Raw genomic sequence first — 20044 nt, forward strand, 5'->3', positions numbered from 1 at the left:
GGAACGGTGTATTTCGATGGCCAATGAAGAAAAGCTCCGCGAGTACCTCAAGCGTGTCGTCGTCGAACTGGAGGAGGCGCACGAACGCCTGCACGAGTTGGAGCGCCAGGAGCACGACCCCATCGCGATCGTGTCGATGGGATGCCGTTATCCCGGTGGGGTCTCCACTCCGGAGGAGCTGTGGCGACTGGTCGTCGACGGAGGAGACGCGATCGCGAACTTCCCCGAAGACCGTGGTTGGAACCTGGGCGAGCTGTTCGATCCTGATCCGGGTCGAGCCGGGACCTCCTACGTCCGCGAGGGTGGTTTCCTGCGCGGAGTCGCGGACTTCGATGCCGGGCTCTTCGGGATCAGTCCGCGCGAGGCGCAGGCGATGGACCCGCAACAGCGGTTGCTGCTGGAGATCTCGTGGGAGGTGTTCGAGCGCGCCGGCATCGAGCCGTTTTCCTTGCGGGGCACCAAGACCGGCGTGTTCGCGGGCCTGATCTACCACGACTACGCGTCGCGGTTCAGCAAGACCCCAGCCGAGTTCGAGGGTTACTTCGCCACCGGGAACGCGGGCAGCGTCGCATCCGGCCGGGTGGCTTACACCTTCGGGTTGGAGGGCCCCGCAGTCACCGTGGACACCGCCTGCTCGTCGTCCCTGGTGGCGTTGCACCTGGCCTGCCAGTCCCTGCGGCTGGGCGAATGCGACCTGGCCCTGGCCGGTGGCATTTCGGTGATGGCCACGCCGGGAGCCTTCGTCGAGTTCAGCCGGCAACGCGCACTCGCCTCGGATGGCCGGTGCAAGCCCTTCGCGGATGCGGCGGACGGCACGGGCTGGGGCGAGGGCGCGGGAATGCTGCTGCTGGAACGGCTGTCGGACGCACGGCGAAACGGCCACCCGGTGCTGGCGGCGGTAGTCGGTTCCGCGATCAACCAGGACGGGACGTCCAACGGCCTGACCGCGCCCAGCGGTCCCGCACAGCAGCGAGTGATCCGCCAGGCCCTGGCGAACGCCGGGTTGTCGCCCGCCGAGGTCGATGTGGTCGAGGCGCACGGTACGGGCACGGCCTTGGGCGACCCGATCGAGGCGCAGGCCCTGATCGCCACCTACGGGGCGAACCGGTCGGCGGATCACCCGTTGCTGCTGGGTTCCCTCAAGTCGAACATCGGCCACACCCAGGCTGCCGCCGGCGTGGCCGGGGTGATCAAGACGGTCATGGCCATCAGGCACCGGGAGATGCCCCGCAGCCTGCACATCGACCAGCCCTCGCGGCACGTGGACTGGTCGGCGGGCGCGGTGCGGCTGCTCACGGACAGCGTTGACTGGCCGGATCCCGGCCGGCCGCGCCGAGCAGGGGTGTCCTCGTTCGGCATGAGCGGTACCAACGCACACCTGATCGTCGAGGAAGTATCCGACGGGCCGGTCTCGGCCACCACTGAGCCGGCCGGGGCATTTCCCTGGGCGCTGTCCGGCAAGACGGAGACCGCATTGCGCGAGCAGGCTGCCGAGCTGCGCTCCGCCGTGACCGCGCACCCGGAGCCGGGCCTCGGGGACGTCGGGTACTCGCTGGCCACCGGTCGCGCCGCGATGGAGCACCGGGCTGTCGTGGTAGCCGAGGATCGGGACTCCTTCGTCGCCGGACTGACGGCGTTGGCCGCGGGCGTTCCGGCAGCCAACGTGGTGCAAGGTGCGGCCGACTGCAAAGGAAAGGTCGCGTTCGTGTTCCCCGGCCAGGGCTCGCAGTGGCAGGGGATGGCGAGGGAACTGTTCGACTCCTCGCCGGTGTTCCGGCGGAAGCTGGAGGAATGCGCGGCGGCTACGGCCCCCTACGTGGCCTGGTCGCTGCTCGGCGTCCTTCGCGGTGATCCCGATGCACCCGCACTGGATCGCGACGAGGTGATTCAGTTCGCGCTGTTCGCCATGATGGTGTCGCTGGCAGAACTGTGGCGTTCGTGCGGAGTGGAGCCCGCCGCGGTGGTCGGTCACTCCCAGGGCGAGATCGCCGCCGCCCATGTGGCGGGAGCTTTGTCCTTGACGGAAGCCGTGCGCATCGTCGCTGCCCGCTGCAATGCGGTGTCGGCGCTGGCCGGGCAGGGAGGCATGCTCGCGATCGCCTTGCCCGAAAGCGCGGTGGTGAAGCGAATCGCAGGCCTGCCCGAGTTGACCGTTGCGGCAGTCAACGGACCAAGCTCCACTGTGGTCTCTGGCAAACCGTCCACTCTGGATCGTTTGCAGACCGAACTGTCCGCGGAAAGGGTGCAGGCTCGGCGGGTGCGAATTGATTACGCCTCGCACTCGGCGCAAATCGCGCAAGTCCAGGGGCGGCTTCTGGACCAGCTGGGCGAAGTCGGGTCCGAACCTGCTGAGATCGCTTTCTACTCGACGGTCACCGGCGAGCGGACGGACACCGGCCGACTCGACGCCGACTATTGGTACCAGAACCTTCGGCAGCCCGTCCGGTTCCAGCAGACCGTCGCCCGGATGGCAGATCAGGGCTATCGGTTCTTCGTCGAGGTGAGCCCGCACCCGCTGCTCACCGCGGGAATCCAGGAAACGCTGGAGGCCGCGGACGCGGGCGGGGTGGTGGTCGGTTCGCTGCGGCGTGGCGAGGGCGGCTCCCGGCGCTGGCTGACTTCGCTGGCCGAATGCCAGGTGCGCGGACTACCGGTGAATTGGGAACAGGTATTCCTCGACACCGGAGCCCGACGCGTGCCGCTGCCGACATACCCGTTCCAGCGGCAGCGATACTGGTTGGAGCCCGCCGAGTACGACGCGGGCGATCTCGGCTCGGTGGGCTTGCGCTCCGTCGAGCATCCCCTGCTCGGGGCTGCGGTGACGCTGGCCGATGCGGGCGGGTTCCTGCTGACCGGCAAGCTGTCGGTCAAGTCCCAGCCCTGGTTGGCCGACCACGCGGTCCGCGGGGCGATCTTGCTGCCCGGCACCGCCTTCGTGGAAATGCTGATACGGGCCGCGGACCAGGTCGGGTGCGATCTGATCGAGGAGTTGTCCCTGACGACTCCGCTGGTTTTGCCCGGGACCGGTGCGGTGCAGGTGCAGATCGCGGTTGACGGTCCGGACGAGGCCGGGCGCCGCTCGGTCCGCGTGCATTCCTGTCGGGACGACTCCGTGCCGCAGGACTCGTGGACCTGCCACGCGACCGGCACGTTGACCTCCAGTGAGCACCGGGACGCCGGCCAGGCCCGCGATGGGATTTGGCCGCCGAACGATGCTGTCGCGGTTCCACTGGACGGCTTCTACGCGCGCGCAGCCGAGCGGGGCTTCGATTTCGGTCCGGCGTTCCAGGGATTGCAGGCGGTTTGGAAACGCGGAGACGAGATCTTCGCCGAGGTCGGCCTGCCCGCGGCACACCGCGAGGACGCCGGCAGGTTCGGAGTACACCCGGCTCTGCTGGATGCGGCACTGCAGGCGTTGGGCGCAGCCGAGGAGGATCCGGCCGAGGGATGGCTCCCCTTCGCGTGGCAAGGTGTGTCCCTCCAGGCGACCGGCGCGCTTTCGCTTCGGGTGCACATCGTCCCGGCGGGCGCGAACGCGGTATCGGTGTTCACGACCGACGCGACCGGCCAAGCCGTGCTCTCCATCGACTCGCTGGTGCTGCGCAAGATTTCGGACCAGCAGTTGGCAGCGGTCCGTGCGATGGACCACGATTCCCTGTTCCGGGTCGACTGGAAGCGAATCTCGCCCGGCGCCGCCAAGCCGGTCTCCTGGGCAGTGATCGGCAATGACGAACTCGCTCAAGCCTGCGGCTCGGCACTTGGCACGGAACTCCACCCCGACCTGGCCGGGTTGGCTGACCCGCCCCCGGACGTGGTGGTGGCGCCATGCGGTGCGTCTCACCCGGACTCGGACGTTGCTTCCGAGGCACGTGCCGCAACACAACGCGTGCTTGACCTGATCCAGGATTGGTTGGCGGCGGAGCGATTCGCCGGATCTCGTCTGGTGGTGGTGACGTGTGGTGCGGTGTCGACGGGACCCGTCGAGAGTGTTTCCGACCTGGTGCATGCTGCGTCGTGGGGCTTGTTGCGTTCAGCGCAGTCGGAGAACCCGAATCGACTCGCGTTGGTCGATGTGGACGCAACCGCCGAGTCATGGCGTGCGCTCGCGGCGGCGGTGCGTTCCGGAGAGCCGCAGTTGGCGTTGCGCGCCGGTGAAGTCCGAGTGCCTCGCCTGGCACGCTGTGTTACCGCCGAGGACAGCCGGATCCCGGTGCCTGGTGCGGATGGGACGGTGTTGATTTCCGGCGGCACGGGCCTGCTGGGCGGGTTGGTAGCCCGGCATTTGGTGGCGGAGCGCGGTGTCCGCCGCCTGGTGCTGGCAGGGCGACGGGGCTGGAGCGCCCCCGGGGTCACCGACCTGGTGGATGAGCTGGTGGGCCTGGGAGCTGTGGTCGAGGTGGCGAGCTGTGATGTCGGGGATCGGGCCCAGCTGGACCGGCTGCTGACGGCGATCTCGGCAGAGTTCCCGCTGCGCGGAGTGGTGCATGCCGCCGGGGCACTGGCCGACGGGGTCGTCGAGTCGTTGACACCGGAGCACGTGGCAAAGGTGTTCGGGCCGAAGGTCGCCGGTGCGTGGCACCTGCACGAGCTGACCCGTGAACTGGATCTGTCGTTCTTCGTGCTCTTCTCCTCGTTCTCCGGGGTGGTGGGGGCTGCGGGTCAAGGAAACTACGCGGCGGCGAACGCGTTCCTGGACGGCCTGGCTCAGCACCGGCGCACTGCGGGACTGCCTGCGGTGTCGCTGGCTTGGGGCTTGTGGGAGCCGCCCAGCGGGATGACCGGAGCGCTCGATGCGGCGGATCGCAGCCGCATTTCGCGCACCAATCCGCCGATGTCCGCGGAGGAGGGATTGCGGCTGTTCGAGATGGCGTTTCGCGTTCCGGGCGAATCGCTTCTGGTTCCGGTCCACGTCGACCTGAACGCGCTGCGCGCCGATGCGGCCGACGGCGGTGTGCCTGCGTTGTTGCGCGACCTGGTGCCAGCGCCCGTGCGCCGGAGCGCGGTCAACGAGTCGGAGGATGTCACCGGTCTGGTCGGCCGGCTGCGGGGGCTTCCGGACCTCGATCAGGAAACCCTGCTGTTGGGTTTGGTGCGGGAGCATGTTTCGGCCGTGCTGGGGTATTCGGGTGCGGTCGAGGTCGGGGTCGAGCGTGCTTTCCGGGATTTGGGTTTTGATTCGTTGTCCGGTGTGGAGCTGCGGAACCGGCTTGGCGGGGCGCTGGGCGTTCGGTTGCCGGCTACTGCGGTGTTCGACTATCCGACACCGCGGGCGTTGGTTCGTTTCTTGCGCGACAAACTGATTGGTGGCGTGGAGGCACGGACTTCGGCACCGGTGGTTGTGGAGGCGGCAAGTGGTGACGACCCGGTTGTGATCGTGGGGATGGGGTGTCGTTTTCCGGGTGGGGTGTCCTCGCCGGAGGAGCTTTGGCGCTTGGTGCACGGGGGCTTGGATGCGGTGACAGAGTTCCCCGCCGATCGTGGTTGGGATCGGGCGGGGTTGTTCGATCCGGATCCCGATCGTCTCGGAACTTCGTATGTGTGTGAGGGCGGCTTCCTGCGAGATGCGGCAAAGTTCGATGCCGGTTTCTTCGGGATTTCCCCGCGTGAGGCGTTGGCGATGGATCCGCAGCAGCGGCTGCTGCTGGAGGTCGCGTGGGAAACCTTGGAGCGGGCGGGGATTGATCCGCTTTCGTTGCGGGGGAGCCGGACCGGCGTGTTCGCGGGGCTGATGCACCACGACTACGGCGCGCGGTTCGTCACCAGGGCGCCAGCGGGTTTCGAAGGTTATCTAGGTAATGGCAGCGCGGGCGGCGTGTTCTCGGGCCGGGTCGCGTATTCGTTTGGTTTCGAGGGTCCTGCGGTGACGGTGGATACGGCGTGTTCGTCGTCGTTGGTGTCCATGCACCTGGCGGGTCAAGCACTGCGGTCTGGTGAGTGTGATCTGGCTCTTGCGGGTGGTGTGACGGTGATGGCCACGCCGGGGATGTTCGTGGAGTTTTCGCGTCAGAGGGGTTTGGCGGCGGACGGGCGGTGTAAGTCGTTTGCGGCTGCTGCGGATGGCACCGGCTGGGGAGAAGGCGCGGGCCTGGTGTTGTTGGAGCGGCTGTCGGATGCCCGGCGGGGCGGGCACCCGGTTCTGGCGGTCGTGCGGGGTAGCGCGGTGAATCAGGATGGTGCGTCGAATGGTTTGACGGCGCCGAATGGTCCGTCGCAGCAGCGGGTGATCACGCAGGCGTTGACGAGTGCGGGTCTGTCGGTGTCTGATGTCGACGCGGTGGAGGCACATGGGACTGGGACCAGGCTTGGTGATCCGATTGAGGCGCAGGCACTGATTGCCACATACGGGCAGGGGCGGGATAGGGATCGGCCGTTGTGGTTGGGGTCGGTGAAGTCGAATATTGGTCATACGCAGGCGGCGGCGGGTGTTGCTGGTGTGATCAAAATGGTGATGGCGATGCGGCACGGGCAGCTGCCCGCCACGTTGCATGTGGATGAACCTACGCCGGAAGTGGATTGGTCGGCGGGGGAGGTCCAGCTCCTTACGGAGAACACGCCCTGGCCCGACAACAGCCGTCCTCGTCGGGTGGGTGTGTCGTCGTTCGGGATCAGCGGCACCAACGCACATGTCATCCTCGAACAAGACTCGAATACACCAGACGAGATTGCGGAGAGAAACGGTACCGAATCGGAATCTACCGTGGACATTCCAGTGGTCCCGTTGATCGTGTCGGCCAGAACACCGGAAGCGCTCAGCGCTCAGGCGAGCGCATTGATGTCCTATTTGGATAATCGTCCCGATATTTCATCCTTTGATGCTGCGTTTTCGTTGGCTTCTTCCCGGGCCACGTTGGAGGAGCGGGCGGTCGTGCTGGGAGCGGACCGTGAAGCGCTGTTGTCTGGGTTGGAAGCGCTGGCTGCCGGTCGCGACGCTTCCGGGGTGGTGTCGGGATCCCTGATCTCTGGTGGGGTTGGGTTTGTGTTCTCCGGTCAGGGCGGTCAGTGGCTGGGGATGGGAAGAGGGCTCTACTCGGCGTTTCCGGTGTTCGCTGACGCGTTTGACGATGCGTGTGCCGGCCTGGATGCGCATCTGGGTCAGGAACTACGGGTTCGGGATGTGGTGTTCGGTCCGGATGCGGAGTTGCTGGATCGGACGTTGTGGGCGCAGCCGGGTTTGTTCGCGTTGCAGGTTGGTTTGTTGGGGTTGTTCGAGTCGTGGGGTGTTCGGCCGGATGTGGCGTTGGGGCATTCGGTGGGTGAGTTTGCGGCGGCGTTTGCGGCGGGTGTGTTGTCGTTGCCGGATGCGGCTCGGTTGGTGGCGGGTCGTGCCCGGTTGATGCAGGCGTTGCCTTCTGGCGGTGCCATGCTCGCGGTAGCGACAAGCGCAACCCAGGTCAGCCCCTTGCTGGAGGGGGTACGGGACCGGGTTGGTGTCGCTGCGGTTAATGCTCCGGGGTCGGTGGTGCTCTCCGGTGATCGGGAGGTGCTTGAGGACATTGCCGGCGGGCTGGATGAGCAAGGGGTTCGGTGGCGGTGGTTGCGGGTGTCGCATGCGTTTCATTCGTATCGGATGGACCCGATGCTGGACGAGTTCGCCGAAATCTCACGAACCGTGGACTACCGGCGTTGCGACCTGCCGGTCGTGTCGACGCTGACGGGTGAGCTCGATGACGCTGGCATGCTGGCTACGCCAGAGTATTGGGTGCGTCAGGTGAGAGAGCCTGTCCGCTTCGCCGAAGGGGTTCGGGCGCTCGTCGAGCACGATGTGGCCACTGTTGTCGAGCTCGGCCCGGACGGGGCGTTGTCAGCGCTGATCCAGGAATGTGCAGCCGAATTCGATCAGGTCGGAAGGGTGGCTGCGGTTCCGGCGATGCGCCGGAACCGGGAAGAAGCGCAGAACGTGACAACCGCCCTGGCACAGGTTCATGTGCGTGGTGTTCCGGTCGATTGGTCGGCGTTTTTCGCTGGCAGTGGGGCGAAGCGGGTCGAGTTGCCGACGTATGCCTTCCAGCGGCAGCGGTATTGGCTGGAGTCATCGGTTTCCGGTGATGTGAGGGGTGTGGGTCTGGCTGGTGCGGAGCATCCGTTGCTGGGGGCTGTGGTTGTGTTGGCCGACGGTGATGGGATGGTGCTGACCGGTCGGTTGTCGGTGGGGACGCATCCGTGGCTGGCCGAGCATCGCGTGCTGGGCGAGGTCGTCGTCCCCGGCACCGCCATCCTGGAGATGGCCTTGCACGCGGGGGCGCGTGTTGGTTGTGGCCGGGTGGAGGAGCTCACCCTGGAAGCTCCGCTGGTGGTGCCCGAACGCGATGGTATCGAAGTCCAGCTGCTGGTGAACGCGCCCGACGAAGACGGTCGGCGATCCACGTCCCTGTATTCCCGCCCGGCCGGGGTGTCCGGTGGTGGGGGTTGGACGCGGCATGCCACGGGCGAACTCGTAGTCGCTGGCACGGGTGGTGGGTCGGTCGCTGATTGGTCGATTGAGGGTGCCGAGTCGATTGCTCTCGGTGAGTTTTATGTCGCGTTGGCCGGTAACGGGTTCGAGTATGGGCCGTTGTTCCAGGGGCTTCGGGCGGCGTGGCGTCGTGGTGACGAGGTTCTCGCTGAGGTCGCCCCGCCGGCAGAGGCCGGTGCGATGGCGTCGGGATTCCTGATCAACCCGGCGTTGCTGGATGCCGCCCTGCAGGCGTCCGCGCTCAGCGACCGCCCGGCGGAGGAAGGCGCGTGGCTGCCGTTCTCGTTCACCGGCGTAGAACTTTCCGCTCCGGGAGGGATGATCAGCAGGGTGCGGCTGCAGACCAGCCGACCCGACGCGATATCGGTGGCCGTGATGGATGAGGGTGGGCGGTTGCTCGCCTCGATCGATTCTCTCCGGTTGCGGCCGGTGTCGTCGAAACAGCCGGCGTACCGGGACGCTGTCGGTGACGCGCTGTTCGAGGTGACTTGGGAGCCGGTGGAGACGCGGTCGACGGTGTCGGGTCGCTGGGCCTTGCTCGGTGATGTCGCCGGCGGCATGGCCGGTCTCATCGAGCTCGCACCAGGTTCCGCCGACCGGTGTGCGGGTCTGGCTGAGCTCGCGGAGGAACTTGATTCCAGCGTGCTGGTTCCTGATGTCGTGGTCTACTGCGCCGGAGAACAGGCGGATCCCGACGCCGGCGCAGCGGCACTCGCGGAGACCCAGGAGACGCTGGCTCTGCTCCAGTCATGGTTGGCTGAGCCGCGGTTGGCCGGGGCACGTCTGGTGGTGGTGACGCGTGCAGCGGTGACGACGGGTGCGGGTGATGGTGCGTCCGGTCTGGCGCATGCGCCGTTGTGGGGGTTGTTGCGTTCGGCGCAGTCGGAGAACCCGGGCCGGTTTGTGCTGGTCGATGTGGACGGCACCGCCGAGTCGTGGCGCGCGCTGCCGACTGCGTTGGGGGCGAGGGAACCGCAGGTGGCCCTGCGCAAGGGTGCGGTGCGAGCGCCGCGTGTGGCGTCGGTTCCGCCGCCGGTCGAGGTGCCCGCGGTGGTGGCCGGTCCCGACCGGACGGTGCTGATTTCCGGTGGCACGGGTCTGTTGGGTGGGCTGGTGGCCCGCCACCTGGTGGCCGAGCGCGGTGTTCGCCGTGTGGTGTTGGCGGGCCGTCGTGGCTGGGATGCTCCTGGAATCACCGAGTTGGTGGGTGAGCTGGAGGGCTTCGGTGCGGTGGTCGATGTAGTGGCCTGCGATGTTGCGGATCGTGGTGATCTGGAGCGGTTGCTGGCGGCGGTCCCGGCAAAATTTCCGCTGTGTGGCGTGGTGCATGCCGCGGGTGTGCTGGCCGACGGGGTGATCGAGTCGTTGTCGCCGGAGGACGTGGCGGCGGTGTTCGGCCCGAAGGCGGCGGGGGCGTGGTATCTGCATGAGCTGACTCGGGATATGGACTTGTCGTTTTTCGCGTTGTTCTCCTCGCTGTCCGGGGTGACCGGCGCCGCGGGGCAGGGCAATTATGCTGCGGCGAATGTGTTCCTGGACGCGTTGGCGTATTACCGGCGGGCGCAGGGTTTGCCTGCGGTGTCGCTGGCGTGGGGCCTGTGGGAGCAGCCGAGCGGGATGACGGAGAGGCTCAGCGATGCCGACCGGAGCAGGATCGCTCGCGCCAACCCGCCGTTGTCCACTCAGGATGGGTTGCGGCTGTTCGATGTCGGCCTGGCGCTGGATCGGGCAGCGGTGGTTCCGGCGAGGTTGGACAGGACCTTCCTGGCTGAGCAGGCGCGATCGGGAACGCTACCCGCAATGCTGACGGCATTGGTACCTGCCATCACCTCTATCAGGCGCAGTGCTGGCACCGACCTCGCGGACGAGGACGCCTTGCTCACGGTGGTGCGGGAGCACGCCGCGAGGGTCCTGGGGTATTCGGGAGCGGCCGAGGTCGCGGGCGACCGTGCTTTCCGGGATCTGGGCTTCGATTCGTTGTCTGGTGTCGACCTACGTAATCGCCTTGCCGGAGTACTGGGAGCCCGGCTACCGGCAACCGCCGTATTCGACTACCCGACGCCGCGGGCGCTGGCCCGGTTCCTGCACCAGGAACTCGCAGGCAAGACCGGGACGACGCCAGGGCCAGTGACAACCACGACCACGACCGCGAGCGTCGAAGCCGATCTTATTGCGATAGTCGGGATGGGGTGTCGTTATCCGGGTGGGGTGTCCTCACCGGAGGAGCTTTGGCGTTTGGTGACCGGGGGCGTGGATGCGGTCGCGGACTTCCCGGACGATCGCGGCTGGGATCTGGAGCGTTTGTTCGATCCAGACCCCGATCATCTCGGGACTTCGTATGTGCGTGAGGGCGGTTTCCTGCGGGACGCGGCGGAGTTCGATGCGGGTTTCTTCGGGATTTCTCCGCGTGAGGCGTTGGCGATGGACCCGCAGCAACGGCTGTTGCTGGAGCTGTCCTGGGAGGCCGTCGAACGGGCCGGGATTGATCCGGGGTCGCTGAGGGGGAGCCGGACCGGTGTGTTCGCCGGACTGATGTACCACGACTACGCCGGACGATTCGCTGCCGGAGTGCCGGAGGGCTTCGAAGGCTATCTCGGTAATGGCAGCGCGGGCAGTGTGGCGTCGGGCCGGGTCGCGTATTCGTTCGGTTTCGAGGGTCCTGCGGTGACGGTGGACACGGCGTGTTCGTCATCGCTGGTGGCGTTGCACCTGGCAGGTCAATCACTGCGTTCCGGTGAGTGTGATCTGGCGTTGGCCGGTGGCGTGACGGTGATGGCCACGCCGGCGACGTTTGTGGAGTTCTCCCGTCAGCGGGGTTTGGCGCCGGATGGGCGGTGCAAGTCGTTCGCGGAGGGCGCGGACGGTACCGGCTGGGGTGAGGGCGCTGGTTTGGTGTTGCTGGAGCGGTTGTCGGATGCCCGGCGGAATGGGCATCGGGTGTTGGCGGTGGTTCGTGGGTCGGCGGTGAATCAGGATGGTGCGTCGAATGGTTTGACCGCGCCGAATGGTCCGTCGCAGCAGCGGGTCATCCAGCAGGCGCTGGCGAGTGCGGGTTTGTCCGTGTCTGATGTGGACGCCGTGGAAGCGCATGGGACGGGCACGCGGCTCGGTGACCCGATCGAGGCACAGGCTCTGATTGCTACGTATGGGCAAGATCGTGATCCTGGTCGGCCGTTGTGGTTGGGGTCGGTGAAGTCCAACATCGGTCACACGCAGGCGGCGGCGGGTGTTGCCGGTGTGATCAAGATGGTGATGGCGATGCGGCACGGGGAGCTTCCGCGCACATTGCACGTCGGCGAGCCCACGTCGGAGGTGGACTGGTCGGCAGGTTCGGTCCAACTTCTCACCGAGAACACGCCCTGGCCCGACAGCGGCCATCCTCGTCGGGCGGGAGTGTCGTCGTTCGGCATCAGCGGCACCAACGCACACGTCATCCTCGAACAACCCACAGAGGAGACGAGTCAGTCAGCGGAACCGGATTCGAATTCTGTTCTGGATGTTCCGGTGGTGCCATGGGTGGTGTCGGGCAAAACACCCGAAGCACTAGCTGCCCAGGCGAAAACCTTGGTGTCGTATTTGGACGACAAAACCGGCTTCTCACCTCTGGATGTTGGGTATTCGCTTGCGGTGACCCGTTCGGCGCTGGATGAGCGGGCGGTGGTGCTGGGGTCGGACCGTGAAACGTTGTTGCCTGGTCTGAATGCACTGGCTGCCGGTCATGAGGCTGCTGGGTTGGTTTCGGGGTCTGTGGGGATCGCTGGCCGGCCCGGGTTTGTGTTCGCCGGTCAGGGTGGTCAGTGGTTGGGGATGGGACGCCGGTTGTACTCGGTGTTTCCGGTGTTCGCCGATGGGTTCGACGAAGCATGCGCCGAGCTCGATGCGAGTCTGGGGAAGGAAGTCGGGGTTCGGGATGTGGTGTTCGGCTCCGACGAGTCCTTTTTGGATCAGACTTTGTGGGCGCAGTCGGGTCTGTTTGCGTTGCAAGTCGGTCTCTGGGAGTTGTTGGGTTCGTGGGGTGTTCAGCCCGGTGTAGTGCTGGGCCATTCGGTCGGGGAGCTAGCGGCGGCGTTCGCCGCCGGTATGTTGTCGATGGCGGAGGCGGCTCGGCTGGTGGCGGGTCGTGCGCGGTTGATGCAGGCATTGCCTTCTGGCGGTGCCATGTTGGCGGTGGCCGCGACCGAGGCCCGAATTAGCCCGCTGCTGGATGGGGTGCGGGATCGTGTTGGTGTCGCTGTGGTTAATGCTCCGGGGTCGGTGGTGCTTTCCGGTGATCGGGATGTGCTTGAGGACGTTGTTGGCCGGTTGGATGGGCTGGGTGTTCGGTGGCGGTGGTTGCGGGTTTCGCATGCGTTTCATTCGTATCGGATGGATCCGATGCTGGATGAGTTCGCCGAGATCGCACGGAGCGTGGATTACCAGTCTCCAGGGCTGCCGATTGTCTCGACGCTGACCGGAAACCTCGATGACGTGGGCGTGATGGCTACGCCGGAGTATTGGGTGCGTCAGGTGCGAGAGCCCGTCCGCTTCGCCGGCGGTGTCCAGGCGCTTGTGAACCAGGGCGTCGACACGATTGTGGAACTCGGCCCGGACGGGGCGTTGTCGAGCTTGGTTCATGAGTGCGTGGCGGAGTCCGGGCGGGTGACGGGGATTCCGTTCATGCGGAAAGACCGTGATGAGGTCCGAACGGTGCTGGCCGCTTTGGCGCAGATCCACACTCGTGGTGGCACGGTGGACTGGCGGTCGTTTTTCGCTGGTACGGGGGCAAAGCAAGTCGAACTGCCCACGTATGCCTTTCAGCGACGACGGTACTGGCTGGAGCCATCGGATTCCGGTGATGTGACAGGTGCTGGCCTTACCGGGGCGGAGCATCCGCTGTTGGGTGCCGTGGTGCCGGTCGCGGGCGGGGATGAGGTGCTGCTGACCGGCAGGCTGTCGGTGGGGACGCATCCGTGGCTAGCCGACCATCGCGTGTTGGGCGAAGTCGTCGTCCCCGGCACCGCGTTGCTGGAGATGGCGTGGCGGGCCGGTAGCCAGGTCGGTTGTGAACGTGTGGAGGAGCTCACCTTGGAAGCACCGCTGGTCCTGCCGGAGCGGGGTGCTGCGGCGGTGCAGTTGGCGGTGGGCGCTCCGGACGAGGCCGGCCGGCGCAGTTTGCAGCTCTATTCCCGAGGCGCTGACGAAGACGGCGACTGGCGGCGGATCGCCTCCGGGCTGTTGGCCCAGGCCAGTGCGGTGCCGCCAGCGGATTCGACTGCATTGCCGCCGCATGGTGCTGTGCAGGTCGATGTGGCGGAGTTCTACGAGCGCCTCGCCGAGCGCGGCTTGACCTACGGCCCGGTGTTCCAAGGGCTCCGCGCCGCATGGCGGTACGGCGACGATATCTTCGCCGAGCTTGCCGTGTCACCAGACGCCGCGGGTTTCGGCATCCACCCTGCGCTGCTGGACGCTGCACTGCACGCGATGGCGCTTGGTGCATCGCCCGATTCGGAAGCTCGTCTGCCCTTTTCCTGGCGCGGCGCCCAGTTGTACCGCGCTGGAGGAGCAGCGCTTCGGGTACGGCTCTCGCCGCTGGGCTCCGGTGCAGTCTCATTGACGTTGATGGATGCCACAGGGCGACGAGTGGGTGCGGTGGAATCGCTGTCGATGCGACCGGTCTCCGCCGACCAGATCGGTGCCGGTCGCGGCGATCACGAGCGGCTGCTGCACGTCGAGTGGGTAAGACCGGCTGATTCGGCGGGGATGTCCCTGACCTCCTGCGCGGTGGTCGGTTTGGACGAACCGGAGTGGCACGCTGCCGTGAAGGCCACTGGTGTCCAGTTCGAATCCCATGCGGATCTAGCTTCGTTGGCCACCGAGGTTGCTAAGCGGGGATCAGCTCCTGGTGCGGTGATCGTCCCGTGCCCGCGACCCCAGGCGATGGAGGAGCTGCCGACCGCCGCGCGAAGGGCGACGCAACAGGCGATGGCGTTGCTGCAGGAATGGCTTGCCGATGACCGGTTCGTCAGTACGCGCCTGATCCTGCTGACGCATCGGGCGATCGCCGCAGTTGCTGGAGAAGACGTGCTCGACCTGGTACACGCGCCGCTGTGGGGCTTGGTCCGCAGCGCGCAAGCGGAGCACCCGGACCGATTCGCCTTGATCGATGTGGACGACGAGGAAGCATCGCGGGCAGCACTCGCCGAAGCGCTGACTGCAGGAGAAGCGCAGCTCGCGGTGCGGTCGGGAGTTGTGCTGGTGCCCCGCCTCGGCCAGGTGAAGGCGAGCGGAGGTGAAGCGTTCAGGTGGGATGAAGGCACCGTGCTGGTCACCGGCGGAACCGGCGGGCTCGGGGCCTTGCTCGCACGCCATCTGGTCAGCGCGCACGGTGTGCGGCACCTGTTGCTCGCAAGCCGTCGTGGTCTGGCGGCGCCAGGAGCGGATGAGCTGATGGCCGAGCTGGAGCAGTCCGGCGCCGATGTCGCGGTCGTCGCGTGCGACGCGGCAGATCGGGACTCGCTTGCGCGGCTGGTGGCGTCGGTGCCCGCGGAAAACCCGTTGAGGGCGGTGGTGCACGCGGCCGGTGTGCTGGATGACGGTGTGCTGATGTCGATGTCGCCGGAGCGCTTGGACGTGGTGTTGCGGTCCAAAGTGGATGCGGCGTGGTACTTGCACGAGTTGACTCGGGAACTCGGTCTGGCGGCGTTCGTGTTGTTCTCCTCGGTCGCGGGCCTGCTCGGTGGTGCGGGGCAGAGTAATTACGCTGCCGGCAACGCGTTCCTGGATGCCTTGGCGCATTGCCGGCAGGCTCAGGGGCTGCCCGCGCTGTCGCTGGCCCCCGGGCTGTGGGCGAGTATCGACGGAATGGCCGGTGACCTCGCTGCGGCGGACGTGGAGCGGCTCTCGCGGGCAGGCATTGCCCCGCTTTCAGCACCGGGAGGGCTGGCCCTGTTCGACGCTGCCATTCGCTCGGACGAACCGTTGCTGGCGCCGGTGCGATTGGATGTCGAAGCACTGCGTGTGCACGGCCGATCCGCGGAGACCCGGATTCCGGAAATGCTGCATGGCATGGCAATGGGGCCAAGCCGCCGCACTTCGTTCAGCTCCAGGGTTGAGCCGTTGCAAGAACGGTTGGCCGGTTTGTCAGAGGACGAACGTCGGCAGCAAGTGCTCCAGCGCGTCCGCGCCGATATCGCGGTGGTACTGGGGCACGGCAAGTCGAACGACGTGGACACCGAGAAGCCCCTGGCCGAGCTGGGTTTCGACTCGCTGACGGCCATCGAACTCCGCAACCGCCTCGCTACCGCCACCGGACTGCGGCTACCCGCAACGCTGGCCTTCGACCACGGCACCGCGGCAGCACTCGCCTGGCACGTGTGCGCGCAGCTGGGTACCGCGACCGTGCCGGCACCGAGGCGAACCGACGACAACGACTCCGCGGAGCCCGTGAGGTCGCTCTTCCAACAGGCGTATGCGGCTGGTCGGATACTTGACGGGATGGATTTGGTGAAGGTCGCTGCCCAGTTGCGACCGGTGTTCGGTTCGCCTGGCGAGCTGGAATCCCTGCCGAAACCTGTGCAGCTTTCCCGTGGCCCCGAAGAGCCTACCTTGGTGTGCATGCCGGCGCTGATCGGGATGCCGCCCGCGCAGCAGTACGCGCGGATCGCCGCCGGCTTCCGTAATGTGCGGGACGTTTCGGTGGTCCCGATGCCTGGATTCGTTGCGGGAGAACCGCTGCCGTCCGCCATCGAAGTGGCGGTTCGGACGCAGGCGGAGGCGGTGCTGCAGGAGTTCGCCGGTGACTCGTTCGTGCTGGTCGGGCATTCCTCTGGGGGCTGGCTGGCGCACGAGGTAGCCGGTGTGCTGGAGCGTCGCGGGGTCCTCCCGGCCGGGGTCGTATTGCTGGACACCTACATCCCGGGTGAGATCACGCCGAGGTTCTCCGCGGCGATGGCCCACCGGACGTATGAGAAGCTCGCGACCTTCACGGACATGCAGGACATCGGTATCACCGCGATGGGCGGGTACTTCCGGATGTTCACCGAGTGGACCCCAACGCCGATCGGCACTCCGACGCTGTTCGTGCGGACCGAAGACTGCGTCGCAGACCCTGAAGGGCGGCCGTGGACCGATGACTCCTGGCGGCCGGGGTGGACTCTCGCGGATGCCACGGTCCAGGTGCCGGGCGACCACTTCTCGATGATGGACGAGCACGCCGGGTCTACCGCACAGGCAGTCGCGAGTTGGCTTGAGAAACTCTGCCAGCGCACCGCTCGGCAACGTTGACGTACACCGTTCAGGGTGTCGGGTCGGGGTCTAATGTCAGGGGCAACTGGTGTTGATCGACAGCGGCGGCCAGCCCGGAGCCAGCAGCCGACCGCCCGAGACGGCCGTAGCCAGCTCCCACAGCGACACCGTGGGGATCACGAACCGCCGACGGCGGCCACCGCCGCCGCTTCGATCGCCCTCAGCGCGTCCACCCACCCGCTGCCGCCCGGCTCGGGCATCACCGGATCCGCATCCAGCGCCCGCAACCACACCGTGAACACCGAACGCACCGCCTCCACCCGGCCGGCAAACCGGCGTAACCAGCCCCGCACACCGAAATATGCAGGTCGCAGCCCGTGAACCGACTTGTGGAACCCCACACCCTGCGCGTCGACGACAACGGCGTCGTGCTCGATTTCGACGGCACCGCCGACCAGGTCAAAAGGCCAGATCAAAGCCGCGCGTTCCGGGATCAACGCGACCATCTATTTCACGGTCACAGCGGTGCTCGACCCTGACCTCCCGAAAGACTCTGCTGTCGTTGCCGCCAGGCGAGCAGCACGCCGATCAGTCCGATGATGATGCAGGTGAGGAGAAGGAGTAGAGCCGAGACGGCTGCGACATCGGGAGACGTCCCGAAGCGGATGCCATCCCACAGCAGACGCGGAAGGGTGCTCACGTGGAGACCGCTGAGGAAGAGCGACACCACCGACTCGTCGAACGAATGCAGGAAGCACAGCAGCAGTGAAGCGACGATGCCGGGTGCCATGAGCGGCAGCGTGATGCGCGTCAGGATCCGTCGGGGAGACGCGCCGAGGCTCGCTCCGGCCCGTTCCAGCATGGTGTCGACGCCGACGTACGCGGCCGATACCAGGACGAAGGCGAACGGCAGCCCAAGCGCGGTGTGGGCGATGACGATGCCAATCTCACTGTCTGTCAGGCGGAGAGTGCGACCGGTCCAGCGGAATAGCTGAGAGTACGCGAGGTAGGCGCCGAGCGCGAACACGACAGTGGGGATGCTCAACGGAGCCATCACGACAGACTCGATGAGGCCGGTCAGGGGGTTCCTGCTGCGCCCCAGCCCCAGCACCAGCAGCACTGCGAGCGCTGTCGCCACCACTGCGACGACGCTGCCGATGCGCAGGCTGGTGAGCGCTGCATCCATCCACTTCTGGCTCGTCAGAACGGATTCGAACCAGCGGAAGGAGTAGTTGCGTGGCGGGAAGAGGATCGTGTCGTCGTCGGTGAAGGCCATCGGGAAGAGCACGACCAGAGGCAGCAGCATGAAGATCGTGGAGAGCGGCACGTAGGTGTGCCGCCCGAACGTGGCGGCTATCCGGCCCACACGACGCACGGCCGGCGGGATGAGGTGCCGGGTGGGCAATTGTTCGCGCAGCACCCCTGTCGCCGCGCCCGTTCGCTCGGATCCCGATCCGGCACTCCGCCGGGCGTGCAGCCAGGGGGTCAGCCACCGCGAGACTATTCCGATGAGGCCGACGATGATCAGCGCGATCACGGCGAGGACAAGACCGAGTGACGCCGCGAGGCTCCAGTTGAACCCGGTCTCGATCTGCGACTGGATGACCTGCGCGATCATCGTCTGATCGGTCCCGCCCAGAACCGCGGGAGCGATGAAGGTGGCCATCGAGAAGAGGAACACGAGGATCGCGCCGGAGCGGATCCCGGGAATGGACAGGGGCACGATCACACGGAGGAACGCCGTCGGGGAGCCGGCCCCGAGGCTCCGGGCGACGAGAAGAATACGGGTGTCGATGCGCTGCATGACCGTGACCAACGAGAACACCATGAGCGGAATGGTTACGTGAACGAGGGCAACGACGACCGCCCCCGTGGTGAAGATCATCTCGAGAGGTCGGTCGGTGAGGCCCATCGCTTGCAGAGCGGAGTTGATGAGCCCGTCGCGCCCCAGGATGACGACCCATGAGAAGGTGCGCACCAGGACGCTGGTGAGGAACGGCACCAGCACGAGCAGGATCAGCAGCAGTCGGCGGGCGCCGTTTGCGCGGCTGATCATCCAGGCGAGTGGGAACGATACGACGAGCGTGATCACCGTGGTGATCAGGGAAATGGCGAGCGTGTTGCCGGCGACGCTGAGGTACAGCGGGCTGACGGCTTGCGCGATGGAGACTCCGCCGTCGGCCCAGAGCTGCGGCACGACGGTGGCGAGTGGGAGGAAGTAGCAGATCGCGAGTGCGATCAGGCCGGGGAGGACGTTCCACGAGGCGGGCCGACCCCGGGTCGGGCGTGACCGCGCGGCCCGGGTGCCCGCCGCGGCGGTCATTGTCAGCTCAGAAGCCACTGGTCCCACCTTGGTTTGACGTTCGAGAGGTTCTGCGCCCACCACGCGGCGTCGAGTGTGGCGCCGAGGGTGGCGTTTTCCGGACTGCCCGGCAGGCGGGCTGCGCGCTGCTTGTCGAGATAGTTGAAGGCGTTCGCGTTCGTCGGGCCATACAGGATGGCCTCGGACATCGCCGCCTGCGGCTGAGGAGACGTGGCGTAGTTGATGAAGTTCATCGCGTCCTTCACGTTGGGGGCGCCCTTCGGCACCACCCAGTACTCTGTGACGGCAATCGCGTCGTCCCACCGATACGCCCAATCCGCTCCCGCCTTGATCGCGTCCTCGATGCGCCCGTTCCCGACGAACGCCGCATCCACTTCGCCTTGCTGGATCAACGTCTGAACATCGGATGGGCTCTTGAAGGCGACGACCTGGTCCTTGATGCGGTCGAGAACCTTGAAGGCGCGGTCGACGTCCAGCGGATACAGGTCGGTGGGCTTCACGCCGTCGGCGAGGAGAGCGAACTCGAACGTGAAGGTCGGATTGGGCCCCAGCACGCGGCGCGCCTTGACGGAGGGGTCAAAGAACTGCTCGGAGGTTAAGCCGCCCGGGAAGGCTTTGTTGCTCCATGCCAGGACCTGGCCGAAGGCGAGGTATCCGATGCCGTACTTCTGCTTGAGGTCGGCAGGTACACCATCTGCCTTGACGACGCCGTAGTCGATGGGCTCGAGAAGGCCCCCTCCCGCCGCAGTCAGATACGACGGACCGTCGGAGGTGGCGACGTCCCAGTCAACCTGGCTACTGTCCACCATGGCCTTCAGCTTGTCGTAGGACGCCCCTCCAGTGCCGGTCACCTCGATTCCACTCTCCTGTGCGAACGGGTCGAAGTACGCCGTCTTCTGGGCGTCCTGGAACGAGCCGCCATACGACGCGACGACGACCCCGCCGGGCTGGCCACCGGCGCAGCCCGCGAGCGCCGCGACGGCGACCGTGGCGAGGACCAGCGTCGCCGTGCGGCGCCGGTGAGTGGACGTGAACAGATCCACGTG

Annotated in this window: 3 protein-coding genes and 1 pseudogene; 1 reads left to right on the forward strand and 3 read right to left on the reverse strand. The window is 66.7% G+C overall.

Annotated elements, in window-relative coordinates; translation table 11 throughout:
• Positions 1-34: 34 nt before the first annotated feature.
• Positions 35-16714: pseudogene (locus FDZ84_RS24215) on the forward strand (type I polyketide synthase); the annotation flags it as partial.
• 137 nt (positions 16715-16851) lie between these two features.
• Here the strand turns inward: FDZ84_RS24215 and FDZ84_RS37965 are convergent.
• Genes FDZ84_RS37965 through FDZ84_RS24230 form a run of 3 tightly spaced genes read right to left on the reverse strand, consistent with a single transcriptional unit; the run spans position 16852 to position 20041 of the window.
• Positions 16852-17181, reverse strand: a complete 330-nt coding sequence (locus FDZ84_RS37965) for a hypothetical protein (RefSeq protein WP_210435080.1) — start codon at positions 17179-17181, stop codon at positions 16852-16854.
• Positions 17182-17192: 11 nt separating this feature from the next.
• On the reverse strand, positions 17193-18998 hold the full coding sequence (locus FDZ84_RS24225) for an ABC transporter permease subunit (RefSeq protein WP_168587770.1): 1806 nt from the start codon (positions 18996-18998) through the stop codon (positions 17193-17195).
• Between the two features lie 2 nt (positions 18999-19000).
• Positions 19001-20041 (reverse strand): ABC transporter substrate-binding protein, encoded by a 1041-nt coding sequence (locus FDZ84_RS24230; protein ID WP_168587771.1) that lies wholly within the window; start codon positions 20039-20041, stop codon positions 19001-19003.
• Positions 20042-20044 lie beyond the last annotated feature (3 nt).

It is taken from the genome of Saccharopolyspora sp. ASAGF58, assembly GCF_012277335.1.
Classification (GTDB): Bacteria; Actinomycetota; Actinomycetes; order Mycobacteriales; family Pseudonocardiaceae; genus Saccharopolyspora; species Saccharopolyspora hattusasensis.